Origin of the sequence: Staphylococcus sp. HMSC14C01 (assembly GCF_001808085.1) — a bacterium.
Taxonomy (GTDB): Bacteria; Bacillota; Bacilli; order Staphylococcales; family Staphylococcaceae; genus Staphylococcus; species Staphylococcus hominis.
The window spans coordinates 20,308-39,165 of sequence record NZ_KV792018.1 but is presented as its reverse complement, the minus strand read 5'-3'; the positions used below and the strand labels follow the sequence as shown (position 1 = coordinate 39,165).

Annotated in this window: 15 protein-coding genes and 1 pseudogene; 13 read left to right on the top strand and 3 right to left on the bottom strand. The window is 31.6% G+C overall.

The genetic code is table 11. The annotated features are described in order from the left end of the window. Window positions 1-30: 30 nt before the first annotated feature. Window positions 31-1,113 (top strand): glycosyl hydrolase family 28-related protein, encoded by a 1,083-nt coding sequence (locus tag HMPREF3131_RS02225; RefSeq protein WP_070436418.1) that lies wholly within the window; start codon window positions 31-33, stop codon window positions 1,111-1,113. A 241-nt stretch (window positions 1,114-1,354) separates the two neighbouring features. Continuing rightward, window positions 1,355-2,913: pseudogene (locus tag HMPREF3131_RS02220) on the top strand (DASS family sodium-coupled anion symporter). Window positions 2,914-3,093: 180 nt separating this feature from the next. Here HMPREF3131_RS02220 and HMPREF3131_RS02215 read toward each other — a convergent pair. Both HMPREF3131_RS02215 and HMPREF3131_RS02210 read right to left on the bottom strand, forming a co-directional pair. Then, window positions 3,094-3,894 carry a prephenate dehydratase gene (locus HMPREF3131_RS02215; protein ID WP_070436417.1) on the bottom strand — a complete coding sequence of 267 codons (801 nt, stop codon included), beginning with the start codon at window positions 3,892-3,894 and terminating at the stop codon, window positions 3,094-3,096. A 30-nt stretch (window positions 3,895-3,924) separates the two neighbouring features. Continuing rightward, the gene (locus HMPREF3131_RS02210; RefSeq protein WP_070436416.1) at window positions 3,925-4,992 is read right to left on the bottom strand and encodes a nitric oxide synthase oxygenase; all 1,068 of its coding nucleotides are present in this window, start codon (window positions 4,990-4,992) and stop codon (window positions 3,925-3,927) included. Window positions 4,993-5,170: 178 nt separating this feature from the next. Here HMPREF3131_RS02210 and HMPREF3131_RS02205 point away from each other — a divergent pair, with 178 nt between their 5' ends. The 10 genes from HMPREF3131_RS02205 (at window position 5,171) to HMPREF3131_RS02160 (ending at window position 16,536) form a co-directional block, all read left to right on the top strand. Next, the gene (locus HMPREF3131_RS02205) at window positions 5,171-6,640 is read left to right on the top strand and encodes a nicotinate phosphoribosyltransferase (RefSeq protein WP_049382578.1); all 1,470 of its coding nucleotides are present in this window, start codon (window positions 5,171-5,173) and stop codon (window positions 6,638-6,640) included. Next, window positions 6,633-7,469 (top strand): ammonia-dependent NAD(+) synthetase, encoded by an 837-nt coding sequence (gene nadE / locus HMPREF3131_RS02200; RefSeq protein WP_049382579.1) that lies wholly within the window; start codon window positions 6,633-6,635, stop codon window positions 7,467-7,469. The genes HMPREF3131_RS02205 and nadE overlap by 8 nt, the downstream gene beginning before the upstream one ends. Before the next feature lie 110 nt (window positions 7,470-7,579). After that, window positions 7,580-8,185 (top strand): DUF2179 domain-containing protein, encoded by a 606-nt coding sequence (locus HMPREF3131_RS02195; protein WP_070436415.1) that lies wholly within the window; start codon window positions 7,580-7,582, stop codon window positions 8,183-8,185. Then, the gene (locus HMPREF3131_RS02190; RefSeq protein WP_002455112.1) at window positions 8,166-8,348 is read left to right on the top strand and encodes an NETI motif-containing protein; all 183 of its coding nucleotides are present in this window, start codon (window positions 8,166-8,168) and stop codon (window positions 8,346-8,348) included. The genes HMPREF3131_RS02195 and HMPREF3131_RS02190 overlap by 20 nt, the downstream gene beginning before the upstream one ends. 222 nt (window positions 8,349-8,570) lie before the next feature. Next, the gene (gene purB / locus HMPREF3131_RS02185) at window positions 8,571-9,866 is read left to right on the top strand and encodes an adenylosuccinate lyase (protein WP_070436414.1); all 1,296 of its coding nucleotides are present in this window, start codon (window positions 8,571-8,573) and stop codon (window positions 9,864-9,866) included. Between the two features lie 105 nt (window positions 9,867-9,971). Further along, the gene (locus HMPREF3131_RS02180) at window positions 9,972-10,274 is read left to right on the top strand and encodes a YerC/YecD family TrpR-related protein (protein ID WP_017175247.1); all 303 of its coding nucleotides are present in this window, start codon (window positions 9,972-9,974) and stop codon (window positions 10,272-10,274) included. Between the two features lie 159 nt (window positions 10,275-10,433). Beyond that, entirely contained in the window at window positions 10,434-11,126 is a 693-nt protein-coding gene (locus tag HMPREF3131_RS02175) for a heptaprenylglyceryl phosphate synthase (protein WP_017175246.1), read from the top strand. Continuing rightward, window positions 11,126-13,318, top strand: coding sequence for a DNA helicase PcrA (pcrA, locus tag HMPREF3131_RS02170; protein WP_019835663.1), 2,193 nt, complete (start codon window positions 11,126-11,128; stop codon window positions 13,316-13,318). Before HMPREF3131_RS02175 ends, pcrA begins: the two co-directional genes overlap by 1 nt. A gap of 3 nt (window positions 13,319-13,321) precedes the next feature. After that, window positions 13,322-15,325: an NAD-dependent DNA ligase LigA gene (gene ligA, locus HMPREF3131_RS02165; RefSeq protein ID WP_070436413.1), complete on the top strand. Its 2,004-nt coding sequence runs from the start codon at window positions 13,322-13,324 to the stop codon at window positions 15,323-15,325. A gap of 11 nt (window positions 15,326-15,336) precedes the next feature. Next, window positions 15,337-16,536: a CamS family sex pheromone protein gene (locus HMPREF3131_RS02160; RefSeq protein WP_017175243.1), complete on the top strand. Its 1,200-nt coding sequence runs from the start codon at window positions 15,337-15,339 to the stop codon at window positions 16,534-16,536. A gap of 59 nt (window positions 16,537-16,595) precedes the next feature. Here the strand turns inward: HMPREF3131_RS02160 and putP are convergent, their stop codons facing one another. After that, window positions 16,596-18,134, bottom strand: a complete 1,539-nt coding sequence (putP, locus tag HMPREF3131_RS02155; RefSeq protein ID WP_049379620.1) for a sodium/proline symporter PutP — start codon at window positions 18,132-18,134, stop codon at window positions 16,596-16,598. A gap of 421 nt (window positions 18,135-18,555) precedes the next feature. Here putP and gatC point away from each other — a divergent pair, with 421 nt between their 5' ends. Next, window positions 18,556-18,858 (top strand): Asp-tRNA(Asn)/Glu-tRNA(Gln) amidotransferase subunit GatC, encoded by a 303-nt coding sequence (gatC, locus tag HMPREF3131_RS02150; RefSeq protein ID WP_002450027.1) that lies wholly within the window; start codon window positions 18,556-18,558, stop codon window positions 18,856-18,858.

The window sequence follows — 18,858 nt, the reverse complement described above, 5'->3', positions numbered from 1 at the left end:
TTAATAACAACATAAGATAGGGGATAAAAAATATTGATCAATGCACAGGATTTTGGTTTAAAAGGAAAACATAAACGAAGAGATACTAAAGCTATACAAAAAGCACTTAATGCCGCAAGATACGGAGAACATACAGTTTATATACCATCTGGGACTTATTATATTAGTAAAGCATTAGTGATATATGATCATACCACTTTAATATTAGAAGATGATACCATCTTGCAGCGTCACTCGAGAGATGCATTGTTAAAAAATGGTAAAAAATTTGGTTTCTATCATGGATATCAAGGAAATGGGCATATTAAAATAAAAGGTGGTATATTTGATATGAACGGTTCAAAGTACCCCTACAATAATACCGCAATGTCTATAGGTCATGCTGAAGATATCGAGTTAATAGATATTACAGTACTTGATGTTGTAGGTGGACATGCACTAGATGCTTGTGGAATCAATGGTTTATATATTAAGAACTGTAAGTTTAAAGGCTTTTTTGATGTAAATGGTGATCGCTCATTTTCTGAAGCAATTCAATTAGACATTCAAGTGCCTGGGTCATTTCCTAAATTTGGTACGACTGATGGCACGATTACCAAAAATGTTGTCATTGAAGATTGCTATTTTGGAAATTCAAACCAATATAAAATGCAAGCTTGGAATAGAGCGATAGGCTCTCATGCCAGTCGTTATAATTGCTTTTACGAAAATATTCATATAAGGAATAATGTGTTTAACGGAATGAATGAATATGCATTAACTCCGTTAAAATCAAAGACAATGTTTATCTCAAATAATACCTTTATAAATTGTAATGGTGGTATTCGTTTTCTTGGAGTTAAAGATGGAAAAAATGCGGCTGATGTTTCTACAGGACAAGTTCAAAAGACTCAAGCTGGAGATAATTTGACTGTAACCGGTAATCATTTCGAAGGAGAAATGAAAAGAGATGCTATACACGTGAGAAGTTATAATAATGTAAAACATACTAATGTTTTTATTGCAGGTAATTCGTTTAATCATTCGACACAAAGATTACATTTAGAAGATATTTCTAATTTGACATTTAATCAAAATGATAAAGTTAAAGTTAAAAAAATTAATATTGATTAGTATTTAATTTAAAAAAGGTATAATTATAGATGAAAAATAAATGATACGCGCTTTATTATGATATATAATAAAGCGTTTTCTTTTATGTTATAATATCATTATATATTTTCAAAAAAGTCAGATTTCTATGAGGCTTGTTTGCAATATAATAGGTATCAAATCAACTTTGTTGAGATGATGCCATATTTCTAAAAATAGAATATATTAAGTTAAGTTTCTAATTTTAAAGGGGGAGAATTAGATGACTAAACAATCAGGTTTTCGAAGAAATGCACAATACTTAACATTTTTTTCTAAAAAAGATCATACAAATCAATCTTATTCTATGGGGCAATTATTGGGGCTCATTTTAGGACCGTTATTGTTTGTTCTTATCTTATCATTCTTTCATCCAGTAGAACTTCCTTTCAAGGGGGTATATGTTTTAGGAATTACGGTGTGGATAGCTATTTGGTGGATTACAGAAGCGATACCAATTGCTGCAACGAGTTTTTTACCACTCATACTTTTGCCTTTAGGACATGTACTTTCGCCTGAACAAGTCTCTTCTGAATATGGTAATGATATTATCTTTTTATTTTAGGTGGTTTTATTCTTGCAATTGCTATGGAAAGATGGAATTTACATACACGTGTAGCTTTAACTATTATTAGATATATTGGCGCAAGCACGAGTAAAATATTATTAGGCTTCATGATTGCTACAGGATTCCTATCAATGTTTGTATCAAATACAGCGGCTGTTATGATAATGATACCTATTGGTTTAGCAATTATTAAAGAAGCGAATGAGTTGAAAGATGATGACGTTAAATCAGATAGTATTTCGAAGTTTGAAAAATCACTTGTCTTAGCTATTGGTTATTCTGGGACCATCGGAGGATTAGGTACACTTATTGGAACACCGCCACTCATTATACTAAAAGGACAATTTGAACAACATTTTGGACAAGAAATTAGCTTTGCTAAATGGATGATTGTTGGTATTCCTACAGTCATTATTTTAATAGCATTAGCATGGGCTTATTTAAGATTTATCGCATTTAGACATGATTTGAAGTATTTACCAGGTGGTCAAACATTGATTGAAGATAAACTCAATCGTCTTGGTAAAATGTCTTATGAAGAAAAAGTGGTTCAAGCTATTTTTATTCTTGCAAGTTTACTATGGATAACAAGAGAATTTATTTTAAAAAATTTTTCAATAACATCTGAAGTTGCAGACGGTACAATTGCAATATTTATTTCTATTTTACTTTTTATATTTCCGGCTAAAAGTAAAGAAAAGCATAAGCGAATTATTGATTGGGAAGTGGCAAAAGAATTACCATGGGGTGTACTTATATTATTTGGTGGAGGCTTAGCTTTAGCAAAAGGAATTTCAGAAAGTGGTTTAGCAAAATGGCTAGGTGAGCAACTAAAAATGTTAGATGGGATGCATCCACTAGTAATAGTTATTGTCATTACAATATTTGTGTTATTTTTAACAGAAGTGACTTCAAATACAGCAACTGCTACAATGATTTTACCTATTCTTGCTGCGCTATCTGTAGCAGTAGGTGTACATCCAATGTTATTAATGGTACCCGCAGCTATGGCAGCAAACTGTGCTTACATGTTACCAGTAGGAACACCCCCAAATGCTATTATATTTGGATCAGGTAAGTTGAGTATTAAAGAAATGGCTAAAGTAGGAGTTTGGGTTAATTTAATTTCTGCAGTGATTATTATAGTAGTTGTTTATTTCTTAATGCCATATATTTTAGGATTTGATATTTCTGATACATTAAATTTAAAATAAAATTAAATATCTTGAAATCATATATTTATTATGTATGTTTTATCTTAATATTTTAAATAAATATATAAAAAGAGCCTGGGACATCATGAGTTCATGAGTGGTCCTAGGCATTTTTAATATGATGCGGCTAGGTTTTCAGAATGAAAGGATACATTCAACACAAATATTGTCCACTCCCTTTTATTGACGATGAAAAGCACCAATAATTTTCACTGAAAAATCTAATGTTTCTAATATTGATATAACTTTATTCAAATTATCTGATAGCCCGGTATCTGCTTGTACGAAGAAGCGGTACATACCCAGTTGAGTTTTCAGTGGTCTTGATTCAATCCATGATAAATTAATATCAAATAATGCAAATGTAGTCAGTATACTTGCCAGTAATCCAGCTTTGTCATACTTAGGGGTAATTAATAGCATTGTGTTATTCGTTTTAGACTCAAAGTCATTATCATTTTTTATGACTAAAAAACGTGTAACATTATGCGGGTAATCTTGAATATTACTCTCTATAGCAGTATATCCGTACATTTCACCACTACCTACAGGGACAATGGCTGCTACATCCGAGGAGATTTTTTCTAATCCTTGAATCGTACTGTCAACATAATCGTAAGAAAATTGATGTTTTTGAATGTATTGGCTTGTTTGACTGATGGCTGGTGCGATAGAGTATACCTTTTTTATATTTTCTATCTTTGAGTCCCTTGTCGCATATAAACCAAAATTAATATCTAAATGTATTTCCCCATGTGCAAAAACATGTTGTTGAGCTAGTGCATCTGCCACAATGTTTATAGTTCCTTCAATTGAATTTTCTATGGGTACAATTGCTACAGATTGAGCGTCACTATTTACTGACTTAATGACTTCATATAAATTAGACTTTGGTATGAAGTTAAAGTTATCTTTTGAAAAATATTTTTTAGCAGCTAAATATGAAAATGTACCTTCGGGACCTAAATAATATAAATGCATGATGAATTGTCACCTCATGAATCTTGTACATTAGTGGAATGGACATTTCATCGGTGTCGCTTTTTTATAATGGAAATTAGGATCTTTAATAATATTTTTGTATCCATGATGGTAATTAGCAGTTAACGTTGGCGATAACGGTGGGGCTAACCATGACCATTTTCCAGTAACATTACGATGATGCTGTTCCTCTTTTTCTTCAAATAATTCAAATTGTTTAGCAGCAGTTAAGTGGTCAACAATAGAAACACCCTGTGATTTAAAAGAGTGATAAACTGCATAATTTAATTCTACTAATGTACGATCTTTATTAAATGAATTATTTTTAAGTGTACCAAATTCAAATGTTTCTGCAACTTTTTCAAGCAAATTATAGCGGTAAGTATCAGTAAAATTACGAACTGCAATTTCAGTGACCATATACCAACCATTAAAAGGAGCAGTTGGATATGTAATTCCACCTATTTTCAAATCCATATTAGAAATAATAGGAACACCATACCATTTTAAATGTAAATCTTTCAGCTTTGGAAATTGATCATGTTCTATATCTACTTCTTTAATCAATGAAGCTGGAAATTCATGATATTTTATAGGTGAATTTGGTAATTGATAAATAAGAGGAAGCACGTCAAAGTCTGTACCTTTGCCTTTCCATCCCAAATGATTAGCTAATTGTGTTATCTCGCGTTCTGATGGATCGCCTTTATCTTCATATCCTGCGTAACGTATTAATTGATTGTTATATATTTTAGGTGCATCAGTTGAAGAAAATATAGTGATATATGGTTTGATTTTACCGCCATTTGTTGCTTTGTTTAAATGATTATGAAGCGCATCTAAGAAATGTTGTTCTGTATAAATATCTCGTGCATCCACAACATTTAACGATTCCCAAAATAAGCGTCCGACACATCGATTGGAATTACGCCATGCCATTTTAGCACCATAATTTAGTTCTTCATAAGTATGTGTATAGGTACCTGTTTGATTGATTTCTTTTTCTATCTCAGTGATACGTTTAGAAATAATATGATTTGAGTAATTTAATTCACCATACATAGTTTGTATAAATTTTTTAGCTTCTTCTAATAGCATATAAACACCTCAATAGTATTATAAGCGAGTAACTGATATAACACATACAATAAATACTTATGTCATGAATTTGTCGAATTAAAAAAAATTAATTTTTAAATTAAAGACTATTATCGAAAATACTCACTATTATTGAATTGTGATAAAATATACAAAAAGGTTGTTAGGAGAGATGAGAGTGTATCGTTACGAAGATGATAGTTTAATGTTACATAATGATTTATATCAAATAAATATGGCAGAAAGTTACTGGAATGATGGTATTCATGAAAGAAATGCAGTGTTTGATTTGTATTTCAGAAATATGCCATTTGGAAGTGGATATGCTGTTTTTAATGGGTTGAAAAGAATGATTCAATTTATAGAAAACTTCCATTTTAGTGATTCTGATATCGAATATTTACAATCAATAGGATATAAAAATGATTTTTTAAAATATCTTAAAAATTTGAAATTTACAGGGAATATTCGCGCGATGCAAGAAGGGGAATTGTGTTTTGGGAATGAACCATTATTACGAGTAGAAGCGCCATTAATTCAAGCTCAACTTATTGAAACAATTTTACTTAATATTGTAAATTTTCATACGCTTATTACAACGAAAGCTAGTAGAATTCGTCAAGTTGCACCACAAGATACGTTAATGGAATTTGGTACACGACGTGCACAAGAAATTGATGCCGCAGTTTGGGGAGCACGTGCAGCATATATTGGTGGGTTTGATTCAACAAGTAATGTCCGAGCAGGTAAATTATTTGGTATTCCAGTTTCTGGAACTCATGCTCATGCACTCGTTCAAACATATGGTGATGAGTATAAAGCATTTAAGATTTATGCAGAACGACATAAAAATTGTGTGTTTTTAGTAGATACGTTCCACACTTTAAAATCTGGGGTACCAACTGCAATTAAAGTTGCAAAAGAATTAGGAGATTCCATTAATTTTATAGGTATAAGATTAGATTCTGGTGACATTGCATATTTATCGAAAAAAGCTCGTCGTATGCTTGATGATGCAGGCTTTAAAGACGCAAAAATCATTGCTTCAAATGATTTAGATGAGCAAACAATTACCAGTTTAAAGGCACAAGGTGCAAAAGTAGATTCTTGGGGTGTAGGGACTAAATTGATCACGGGTTATGATCAACCAGCCTTAGGAGCAGTTTATAAACTTGTCGCTGTTGAAAATAATAAGGGTGAATATGTAGATCGTATCAAGCTATCAAATAATGCGGAAAAAGTTACTACGCCTGGTAAGAAAAAAGTATATCGTATTATTAATACTAAAACTGGCAAGGCTGAAGGTGACTATATCACGCTTGAACATGAAAATCCTAATAAAGAAAAACCATTAAAGATGTTCCATCCAGTTCATACTTATAAAATGAAACATGTTAAGCATTTTGAAGCGGTTGATTTACATCATTCAATTTTCGAAAATGGTAAGTTAGTTTATGACTTACCAAGTGAAAAAGAAACTCAAGATTATTTAAAACAATCATTATCACGATTGTGGGAAGAAAATAAACGTTATTTAAATCCACAAGAATATCCAGTAGATTTAAGCACAAGTTGTTGGAATAATAAACAAAAGCGCATTCTTGAAGTGGCAGAACATGTTAAGGAAATGGAGGAAGACAATGACTAATTTACAAGATATTGTAGTAAAAGAAATGAAAGTAAAAAAACATATTGATAGTCAACAAGAAATTCGTGAGATTATCCAATTTATAAAAAATTATGTTCAATCACATACATTTATTAAGTCATTAGTACTTGGTATATCTGGTGGTCAAGATTCTACACTTACTGGTAAATTAGCGCAATTAGCAGTTGAAGAACTCCGTAAAGAAGGAAGAGAATGCCAATTTATAGCAGTTAAACTTCCCTATGGTAAACAAAAGGATGCTGATGAAGTAGAAGATGCACTTCATTTTATTCAACCTGATGAAGTGATTACAGTTAATATTAAACCAGCAGTAGATCAAAGTGTAGCATCATTGAAAGAAGCGGGTATTGAACTTACAGATTTCCAAAGAGGAAATGAAAAAGCAAGAGAGCGCATGAAAGTACAATTTTCTATTGCTTCAAATCGTAGTGGTATTGTTTTAGGAACGGACCATTCAGCTGAAAATATCACAGGTTTTTATACTAAATATGGTGATGGTGCTGCTGACATTGCACCTATCTTTGGACTAGATAAACGCCAAGGTAGACAGCTTTTAGAATATTTAGAAGCGCCAACACATTTATATGAAAAAGTGCCTACTGCTGATTTAGAAGATGATAAACCTCAATTACCTGATGAGGAAGCATTAGGGGTAACTTATAATCAAATTGATGACTACTTAGAGGGCAAAGAAGTACCAAGTGATGCAAAAACAACGATAGAGAATCATTATGTTAAAAATGCACATAAAAGAGAATTGGCATATACTCGCTATACTTGGCCTAAACATTCACATACAAAAGAATAAATGAATACGTTAATAATTAAATGATTTAATTACTATTAGTTTTTAGTGACAAAATTATTTGTGACTGATAAAATTATTTCGAATTTTAGTTAAATGAAATGAGGAATAATATGTCAGTAATTACGTCAAATCCATGGATAATGGTATTAGCGATATTCATCATTAACGTTGTTTATGTTACATTTCTTACAATGCGTACGATTTTAACGTTAAAAGGATATCGTTATATGGCAGCAGTAGTAAGTTTTCTTGAAGTTTTAATATATGTTGTTGGATTAGGGCTAGTGATGTCTAGTTTAGATCAAATTCAAAATATTATTGCATATGCCTTTGGATTCTCAATAGGTATCATTGTTGGAATGAAAATTGAAGAAAAGCTTGCATTAGGCTATACAGTTGTAAACGTAACATCTGCAGAATACGAGCTTGATTTACCTAAAGAGTTACGAAATTTAGGTTATGGTGTTACTCACTATGAAGCACATGGTAGAGATGGAAGTCGAATGGTAATGCAAATTTTAACACCTAGACGTTATGAACGAAAATTAATGGAAACTGTTCGTAGTTTAGATGAAAAAGCATTTATCATTGCGTATGAACCTAGAGCCATTCACGGTGGATTCTGGACTAAAGGTGTTCGAACTAAGAAAGTAAAAGCATATGAAGTAGAAGAAATAGAAAGTGTTGTGGAACATAGTGAAGTTCAAGGTAAATGAAAATGAAACTATTTCAGATTGTATTGCACGTATGAGAAAAGAAGGATACATGCCAGTCAGACGTATTGAAAAACCTGTTTACTTTGAAGATAAACAAGGAAATATAAAGATATTACGACAAGATATTCAATTTGTTGGTAAGAAAATCGAAAACGACATTTAATAACTGCTCATATATAGGTCTTTGACACTTTAGAAGTCAGAGACCTTTTAATATTTTTATAAAGTTCGTAAACCTATATTCAATTAGAATAAAAAATCTTTATACTTTTAGTATAGAATCTGTTAAACTATAAATATAGAGTTAAATACGAACTATTTTACTTAAAAACGATTTAATGTACAGCTTTTTATAAAAATAATTACATAAGATAGGAGTTTAATAATGATTGAACGTTATTCAAGAGAAGAAATGTCTAGTATTTGGACAGACCAAAATAGATATGAAGCATGGTTAGAAGTGGAGATTCTTGCTTGTGAAGCTTGGAGCGAATTAGGGTATATTCCTAAGGACGATGTAAAAAAAATTCGTGAAAATGCTAAAGTTGATGTCAATCGTGCAAAAGAAATTGAACAAGAAACACGTCATGATGTAGTAGCATTTACAAGACAAGTATCTGAAACACTTGGAGAAGAACGTAAATGGGTTCATTATGGATTAACTTCTACAGATGTTGTAGATACTGCATTAAGTTATGTAATTAAACAAGCGAATGAAATTATTGAAAAAGATATTGAACACTTTATTAAAGTACTTGAAGAAAAAGCTAAAAAATACAAATATACATTAATGATGGGTCGTACACACGGTGTTCATGCTGAGCCAACTACTTTTGGCGTAAAAATGGCATTATGGTATACAGAAATGAAACGTAATTTAAAACGTTTTAAAGAGGTACGTAAAGAAATTGAAGTTGGGAAAATGAGTGGTGCAGTAGGAACATTTGCCAATATCCCTCCTGAAATTGAAAGTTACGTTTGTAAACATCTTGGAATTGACACAGCCCCTGTATCAACTCAAACACTTCAACGTGATCGTCATGCTTATTACATTGCAACTTTAGCGTTAATTGCGACATCATTAGAAAAATTTGCTGTAGAAGTTCGTAATTTACAAAAAACTGAAACGAGAGAAGTTGAAGAAGCATTTGCAAAAGGTCAAAAAGGATCATCAGCAATGCCGCATAAACGTAATCCAATCGGTTCAGAAAATATTACAGGTATTTCAAGAGTGATTCGTGGTTATATTACGACTGCTTATGAAAATGTCCCATTATGGCATGAACGAGACATTTATCATTCTTCTGCAGAGCGAATTATGTTACCAGATGTAACAATTGCTTTAGACTATGCTTTAAACAGATTTACTAATATTATCGACCGTTTAACAGTATTTGAAGATAATATGAGAAATAATATCAATAAAACATTTGGTCTTATTTTCTCACAACGCGTTTTACTTGCATTGATTAATAAAGGTATGGTTCGTGAAGAAGCATACGATAGAGTACAACCTAAAGCAATGAAATCTTGGGAAACTAAAACACCTTTCCGTGAACTTATAGAACAAGATTCAACCATTACAAATGTTTTATCTAAAGAAGAATTAGACGAGTGTTTTGATCCAAAACATCATTTGAACCAAGTTGATACCATTTTTAAACGTGCTAATTTAGAATAAGTTTACTAATATAGTTTTAGTATTTTCAATTGAAATAACTACACTTTAATTAATTAATACGTTAAAATATAGTTATATTTAATTTGAAAATAGGGGTTGCTTGAGATGCAAATTGAAAAATTAAGAGGAGAAGCATTGGATGAATTATTTGATGCCATCTTAACACTTAAAGATAGAGAAGAATGTTATCAATTCTTTGATGATTTATGTACAGTCAATGAAATTCAATCTTTATCTCAAAGACTTCAAGTTGCTAAAATGATAAAGCAAGGTTTTACTTATGCAACTATAGAAAAGAAATCTGGTGCATCAACAGCTACGATATCTAGAGTTAAACGCTCACTGCAATGGGGTAATGATGCGTATACAATGATTTTAGATAGATTAAATGTTGAAACAAAAGAATAAATAAAGAGAGACAATTGCTTAGCTAAAAATAGCAATTGTCTCTTTTTTGTGAATATAATTTTTACAATTTATACTAGTATAAACTTAGTGTATTGATTTAGAATTGCAAAGGTAAAAATGCTATAATTTAGTGTATGTTAAAAGAAGGAGTTATGGATAATGTATGACATTAGAAAGTGGCAGCATGTATTTAAACTTGATCCTGCCAAAGAGATTAGCGACGAAAATTTAGAAGCCTTATGTATGTCAGATACTGATGCCATCATGATTGGTGGGACAGACGATGTAACTGAAGATAATGTCATTCATCTTATGAGTAGAGTTAGAAGATATCCATTACCTTTAGTACTAGAAGTTTCAAATTTAGATAGCGTAATGCCTGGCTTTGACTTTTATTTTATACCTTCAATATTAAATAGTAATGATGTGACGTATCATAATGGTTTGCTTCATAAAGCATTAAAACAATATGGTCATATGATTAATTTTGAAGAAGTGATGCTTGAAGGGTATGTCGTTCTTAATCCAGATAGTAAAGTAGCCAAACTTACGCAATCAAATACTCAGTTAGATGTTGAAGATATTGAAGCTTATGCTCAACTCGTTGAAGAAATGTATAAGTTGCCAATTTTGTATTTAGAATATAGTGGTACATATGGAGATAAAGATATCGTCAAAGCCGCTTCCCAAATGTTAACCCATACACAATTATTTTATGGTGGCGGTATTAGTTCTTTAACTGAAGCTAAAGAAATGAAAAACTATGCCGATACAATTATTGTAGGTAATATTATATACTCAGATATTAAAAAAGCTTTAAAAACTGTAAAAATAAAGAAGGAGTCGAAATAATGAATGCTCTAGTAAGTAATATGAATAAAGAACAAAGTGAAGCAGTTAGAACGACAGAAGGTCCTCTGCTTATCATGGCTGGCGCAGGTTCAGGTAAAACAAGGGTGTTAACACATCGCATAGCCTACTTATTAGATGAAAAAGATGTTTCTCCGTATAACATTTTAGCTATTACCTTTACTAATAAAGCTGCAAAAGAAATGAAAGAGCGTGTGGAACACTTGGTTGGTGAAGAAGCTCAAGTGATTTGGATGTCAACATTCCATTCAATGTGTGTAAAGATTTTAAGAAGAGATGCAGATCGTATTGGCATTGAACGCAACTTTACCATTATTGACCCAACTGATCAAAAATCTGTAATTAAAGATGTACTTAAAAATGAAAATATTGATAGTAAACGTTTTGAACCGAGAATGTTTATTGGTGCCATCAGTAATTTAAAAAATGAATTGAAAACGCCCGAAGATGCGATGAAAGAAGCAAATGATTTTCATTCACAAATGGTTGCAACAGTATATAGTGGATATCAACGTCAACTGTCTAGAAATGAAGCATTGGATTTTGATGATTTAATCATGAAAACGATTCGTTTATTTGAACGTGTACCAGATGCATTAGAATACTATCAAAATAAATTTCAATACATCCATGTAGATGAGTATCAAGATACAAATAAAGCACAATATACACTTGTTAAATTACTTGCAAGTAAATTTAAAAATTTATGTGTTGTAGGTGATTCTGATCAATCAATATATGGATGGCGTGGTGCAGATATTCAAAATATATTATCTTTCGAGGAAGACTATCCTGAAGCAAAGACCATTTTCCTAGAACAAAATTATCGATCAACAAAAACCATTTTAACAGCTGCAAATGAAGTGATTAAACATAATACTGAACGGAAGCCTAAAGGGTTATGGACCGCAAATAATGGTGGAGAAAAGATTAAATATTATGAAGCGATGACTGAACGTGACGAAGCAGAATATGTAGTTCGTGAAATTATTAAACATCGTAAGTCTGGAAAAGACTATAATGATATGGCAATTTTGTATCGAACAAATGCACAATCACGTGTGTTAGAAGAAACATTTATGAAATCAAATATTCCTTATACGATGGTTGGAGGCCAAAAGTTCTATGATCGTAAAGAAATCAAAGATCTATTAAGTTATTTAAGAATAGTAGCAAATAGTAATGATGATATTAGTCTTCAAAGAATTATTAATGTTCCTAAAAGAGGGATAGGACCATCATCAGTTGATAAAATTCAACGATATGCACTAGATAACAATATTAGTATGTTTGATGCATTAGGAGAAGTGGATTTTATAGGGCTCTCTAAAAAAGTGACTCAAGAATGTATACAATTTTATGAAATGGTTCAAAACTTAATTAAAGAACAAGAATTTTTAGAAATTAGTGAGATTGTTGAGGAAATACTTGAAAAATCAGGATATCGTCAAATGTTAGAACATGAACAAACAATTGAATCACGTAGTCGTCTTGAAAATATTGATGAATTTATGTCTGTACCTAAAGACTATGAAAAAGATACACCTTTAGAAGAACAATCATTGATTAACTTTTTAACTGATTTATCACTTGTCGCAGATATTGATGAAGCACAAATTGATAGTGGTGTAACGTTAATGACCATGCATTCTGCAAAGGGATTAGAGTTCCCAATTGTATTCTTAATGGGTATGGAAGAATCACTTTTCCCTCATATTAGAGCAATTAAAAGTGATGACGAACATGAGATGGAAGAAGAAAGACGAATTTGTTATGTAGCCATCACACGTGCAGAAGAAGTGTTATATATTACACATGCAACTTCTCGTATGTTATTTGGACGTTCACAAGCAAATCTACCATCACGCTTCTTAAAAGAAATACCTGAAGAATTATTAGAAACACCAGCAAAATCAAAACGACAAACAATCACTTCTAAGTCAACGACACCGTCAAAACGTGGTTTTAGTAAACGTACGACTTCTACTAAAAAACAAGTATCTGCTTCAGATTGGAAGGTAGGAGATAAAGTGACACATAAATCATGGGGCGAAGGTATGGTGAGTAATGTAAGTGAAAAAAATGGCTCTGTTGAATTAGATATTATATTTAAATCTGAAGGTCCTAAGCGTTTATTAGCTCAATTTGCGCCTATCGAAAAAAAGGAGGATTAGTAAATGGATAACATTCAAAATCGTGTCAATGAACTGCATGATTTATTAAATCAATATAGTTACGAATATTATGTAAAAGATAATCCATCTGTACCTGATAGTGAATATGACAAATTATTACGTGAATTAATTGACATTGAAAATGCACATCCTGAACTAAAAACTGACGATTCTCCAACAGTTAGGGTTGGTGGAGAAGCTCAATCATCATTTGAAAAAGTAAATCACGAAACACCTATGCTTAGTTTAGGTAATGCTTTTAATGAAGAAGAATTAAGACGTTTTGATGAACGTATTCGAGAACATATTGGTAAAGTGGAATATATGTGTGAGCTAAAAATTGATGGTTTAGCAGTTTCTTTAAAGTATGAAGATGGACGATTTGTGCAGGGATTAACGCGAGGAGATGGTACCACAGGAGAAGATATTACAGAAAATCTACGTACTATTCATGCGATTCCTCTTAAAATTAAAGAACCTTTAAATGTCGAAGTTCGTGGAGAAGCATATATGCCACGTCGTTCCTTTATGAGATTGAATGATGAGAGAGAAAAAAATGAAGAACAACCATTTGCTAATCCACGTAATGCAGCAGCAGGTTCTTTAAGACAATTAGATCCTAAATTAGCTGCTAAACGTAAACTAAGTGTCTTTTTATATAGTGTAAATGATTTTACAGATTTTAACGCTACTACTCAAAGTGATGCATTAGATGAATTAGATCGTTTAGGTTTTAAAACTAATCATGAACGTGCACGCGTAGAAGATATAGAGGGTGTACTAGAATATATTAAAAAGTGGACTAAACAACGTGAACAGTTATCTTATGATATTGATGGAATTGTTATTAAAGTGAATGATCTTGATCAACAAGACGAAATGGGATTTACTCAAAAATCTCCACGTTGGGCAATAGCTTATAAGTTTCCAGCCGAAGAAGTTGTCACAGAACTTAAAGATATTGAATTAAGTATAGGACGTACTGGCGTCGTTACACCGACAGCCATTTTAGAACCTATTCGTGTTGCGGGTACTACAGTTTCAAGAGCATCGCTTCATAATGAAGATTTGATTAAAGAACGTGATATTAGAATCGGTGATAGCGTTATAGTGAAAAAAGCTGGAGATATTATTCCTGAAGTCGTAAGAAGTATTATTGACCGTCGTCCAAATGATGCAAAACCATACCGTATGCCAACGCATTGTCCAAGTTGTGGTCATGAATTAGTGCGTATTGAAGGAGAGGTTGCGCTTAGATGTATCAATCCAAAATGCCAAGCTCAACTTGTGGAAGGATTGATTCATTTTGTTTCTCGACAAGCGATGAATATAGACGGACTAGGAAATAAAATTATTCAGCAACTGTATCATCATCAACTTATTAAAGATGTAGGTGACATTTTCTATTTAAATAAAGAAGATTTATTGCCTTTAGAACGAATGGGTACAAAAAAAGTAGAAAACTTATTAAGCGCTATTGAACATGCAAAACAAAATTCTTTAGAACATTTATTATTTGGTTTAGGTATACGACATCTTGGCGCCAAAGCAAGTCAAATTTTAGCAGAGAAATTTGAAACCATGGATCGTTTACTTAAAGTGACAGAAGAAGAACTGATAGCGATTCATAATATTGGAGATAAATTAGCACAATCTGTAGTAACGTATCTAGATAATGAGGATATTAAAGCACTTATTGAAAAATTAAAAGATAAAAATGTCAACATGACATATAAAGGTGTTAAATCCTCTGAAATTGAAGGACATCCAGAATTTCAAAATAAGACTATTGTTCTTACTGGAAAATTACAACAAATGACACGTAAAGAAGCAACAACATGGTTAGAAATGCAAGGTGCTAAAGTAACAAGTAGTGTAACTAAAAGTACAGATTTAGTAATAGCTGGTGAAGATGCTGGCTCAAAATTGTCTAAAGCTGAACAATTTGATACAGAAATATGGTCCGAATCACAATTTATTGAAAAACAAAATGAAATATCAGAATAGAGGAGAACGTAATGAAGCGGTTATTATTATTAGTTATAACGTCGCTTATGATATTGACAGCGTGTGGCAATGGGAATGATAAAAATAGTCAGTCAAATAATAAGCAACAAGAACAAAATTCAAATAATGTAAAAACAGTTGCCACTGATCAAGAAGTTCAAGGAGATAATTATCGTACAATCTTACCATTTAAAGAAAGCCAAGCTCGTGGAGTATTACAAGATAATATGGCTAATAGCTATAACGGTGAAGATTTCGAAAATGGTTTATTACATCTAAGTAAGTCTGTATTTCCAACTGATAATTTTTTATATCAAGATGGGCAGTATTTAGACAAAAATACAGTTAACGCATATTTAAATCCCAAGTATTCTAAAGACGAAATTGATAATATGAGTGAAAGTGAAAAGGAATCAAAAAAAGCTACTGAAAATTTAGGTCTTAATCCATCACATGATGGAGAAACTAAACCAGAAAAAATAGCAGAAAGTTCTCCTGCTTATTTATCTAATATCTTAGAACAAGATTTTTATGATACAAATGATACAAAAGGAAAAACAATTAAAGGCATAACAATTGGTCTTGCTATGAATAGTGTCTATTATTATCAAAAAGAAAAAGATGGAGAAACATATAGCAAATCGCTAGATAATAAAGAAATTGAAAAACAAGGTAAAGCAATGGCTCAAGAGTTACTTACACGCCTTAGAGCAAATAAAGATTTGAAAAATATTCCAATTCACTTTGCAATATATGTTCAATCGAGTCAAGATGCAATTACGCCAGGACACTTTATTGCTAATACTACTGTTGATGACAAACAAACTAAAATTAATAAATGGAATAAAATTGATGAGATTTCAGCACTTTTACCTTCAACAGAAGCAGAAAAATATGACAAAAATCTAAATAATAATTTTAAGCAATTTAATGATGATCTTCAATCTTATTTCTCTAATTTTACTCAAGCAATTGGAAAAGTGAAATTTGTAGATAAGAAACCTAATAAACTAGTGATTGATTTGCCAATCGATTACTATGGTCAAGCTGAAACAATAGGAATTACACAATATGTAACAGAACAAGCTAAGAAATATTTTGATAATATAGATAGTTACGAAATTCGTATAAAAGATGGTAACAATTCAAGAGCACTTATTAGTAAAACAAAAGATGATAAAGACCCACAAGTCCATATTTATAGTAATTAATCAAAAAGAGGTTGTGACACGTCGTGTCACAGCCTCTTTTTAATATTCAATAAATTAATTTATTTTTCGCGAACAATGGTTTTAACTTGATTTAACTGTTGTTCAATAGAATAGTTTGATTTATAGGTGAAGATGCTAACAAGGTATGTAACGATTACACTACTAATAAAACCAGGTATAATTTCATACATACCAAATAGTTCATTAATATTAGCAAGTGGTTTAACCCAGACAATCCAAATAATGACTACGAGAGCTCCAGCAATCATACCACTTATCGCACCCGCACGTGTTAGTTTTTTCCAATATAAAGAAAAAAGAACAAGTGGACTAAACGCTGCACCAAAACCAGCCCAAGCATTTCCGACTAGGTTTAATATAGTGTCATTAGGAGACCAAGCAATAGCAAGAGCTACAATGGCCACAGCTAACACAGATAATCTGCCTACAAGTACAAATTCTTTTTGATGTGACTGAGCATGTTCTTCACCGCGAATGAGCTTATAGAAATCTTCTGTAAGTGAGCTTGAAGTCACTAATAATTGTGAAGAAATTGTACTCATAATAGCAGCTAGAATGGCAGCAAGTAAGAATCCACCTACTAAAGGATGGAAAAGAACTTGGCTCATTATAATAAATAATGTTTCTGGATCGTCCATTTTAATATGATTTTTCGAAATAAAAGCAATTCCAGTTAACCCTACACCCACAGCTCCAAGTAAACCTACAATCATCCAACTTATTCCTAAGCGTCGTGCTTTAGGTAAAAGTTTGTGAGATTTAATAGACATAAATCGTACAATAATATGAGGCTGACCAAAATAACCTAATCCCCATGCAAATAATGAAATCATACCTAAAAAAGTAGTGCCTCTAAATAAATCCATATTAGTTGGTTTCATTTCAGCTACTTGATGGAATGTATCCCATCCACTAAGTTGCATCAAAGCAACTATTGGTACCATTACCATTGCGATAAGCATAATAACCCCTTGGAAAAAGTCAGTAATAGAAACAGCTAAATATCCTCCGAAAAAGGTATATAAAATGACAATAATTGCGACTGAAATAAGTCCCCAATGATAATTTAATCCAAATGCGCTTTCGAATAATTTACCTCCAGAAACGAAGCCAGAGTGCGTATATAAAGTGAAAAAAATAACAATAATAAGACCAGAAATAATTTTAATGATATTATGTTTATCATTAAGACGATTTTTGAAAAAATCAGGGAGCGTAATTGCATCTCCAGCAACTTCTGTATATACTCTAAGCCTTGGTGCAACAACTAGATAGTTAACATAGGCACCAATAGTTAAACCAATCGTAATCCATATTGCCGATAAACCTGTGCTATAAACTGACCCTGGAAGTCCCATAATCATCCAACCACTCATATCTGAAGCACCGGCTGATAAAGCAGTAATATATGGGCCTATATTTCTCCCACCTAACATATACTCACTTAAATTGCCGGTTGCCTGTTTATAACCATAGTAACCAATCACTAGCAGAATAATAAAATAGATTGCAATCATAATATAAGTCTGCCAGCTTGTGTTAGCATGAGTACCTAAATTTGCACCTAATACAAACATTGTAATTACCCCCTTTAAAACTTTTAAATTTATGTTTTTCAACAACATTGTACTGAAAAAAGAAGTGACGATTTTTAAATTAGTTACATGTAATATTATACAATGATATTTATAGATTAGAGAAGTAAAATTTTATCTATAAATAACAGTCTATTTCAATGTAATGATAAGTGTTAACGAGAATTAGAGTATAGATAAAAAATAATTCATTTTATTATATAACCTTAATATTAATAAATTATTAATAGAAATTAATGTATATTTATAGATAACTATATAAATGAGTTACATAAGAAAGTTATTTTAATACTTAACTTTGCTAAGAATAGTTAATACACTGAGTATAATAAATATTTAGATTTTTAACTGAAAATTTGATACAATTTTATGATGAATGAGTAATAAGGAGGCTTTTTTAATAATGACTAAAGTTACACGCGAAGAAGTTGAACATATAGCACATTTAGCAAGACTTCAAATTTCTCCTGAAGAAACTGAAGAAATGGCTAATACACTTGAAAGTATCTTAGATTTTGCAAAGCAAAATGATTCAGCAGATACTGAAGGTGTGGAACCAACATATCATGTCTTAGATTTACAAAATGTGTTACGTGATGATAAAGCAATCGAGGGTATTCCTCAAGAACTTGCATTAAAAAATGCGAAAGAAACAGAAGACGGTCAATTTAAAGTACCAGCTATCATGAATGAGGAGGACGCTTAA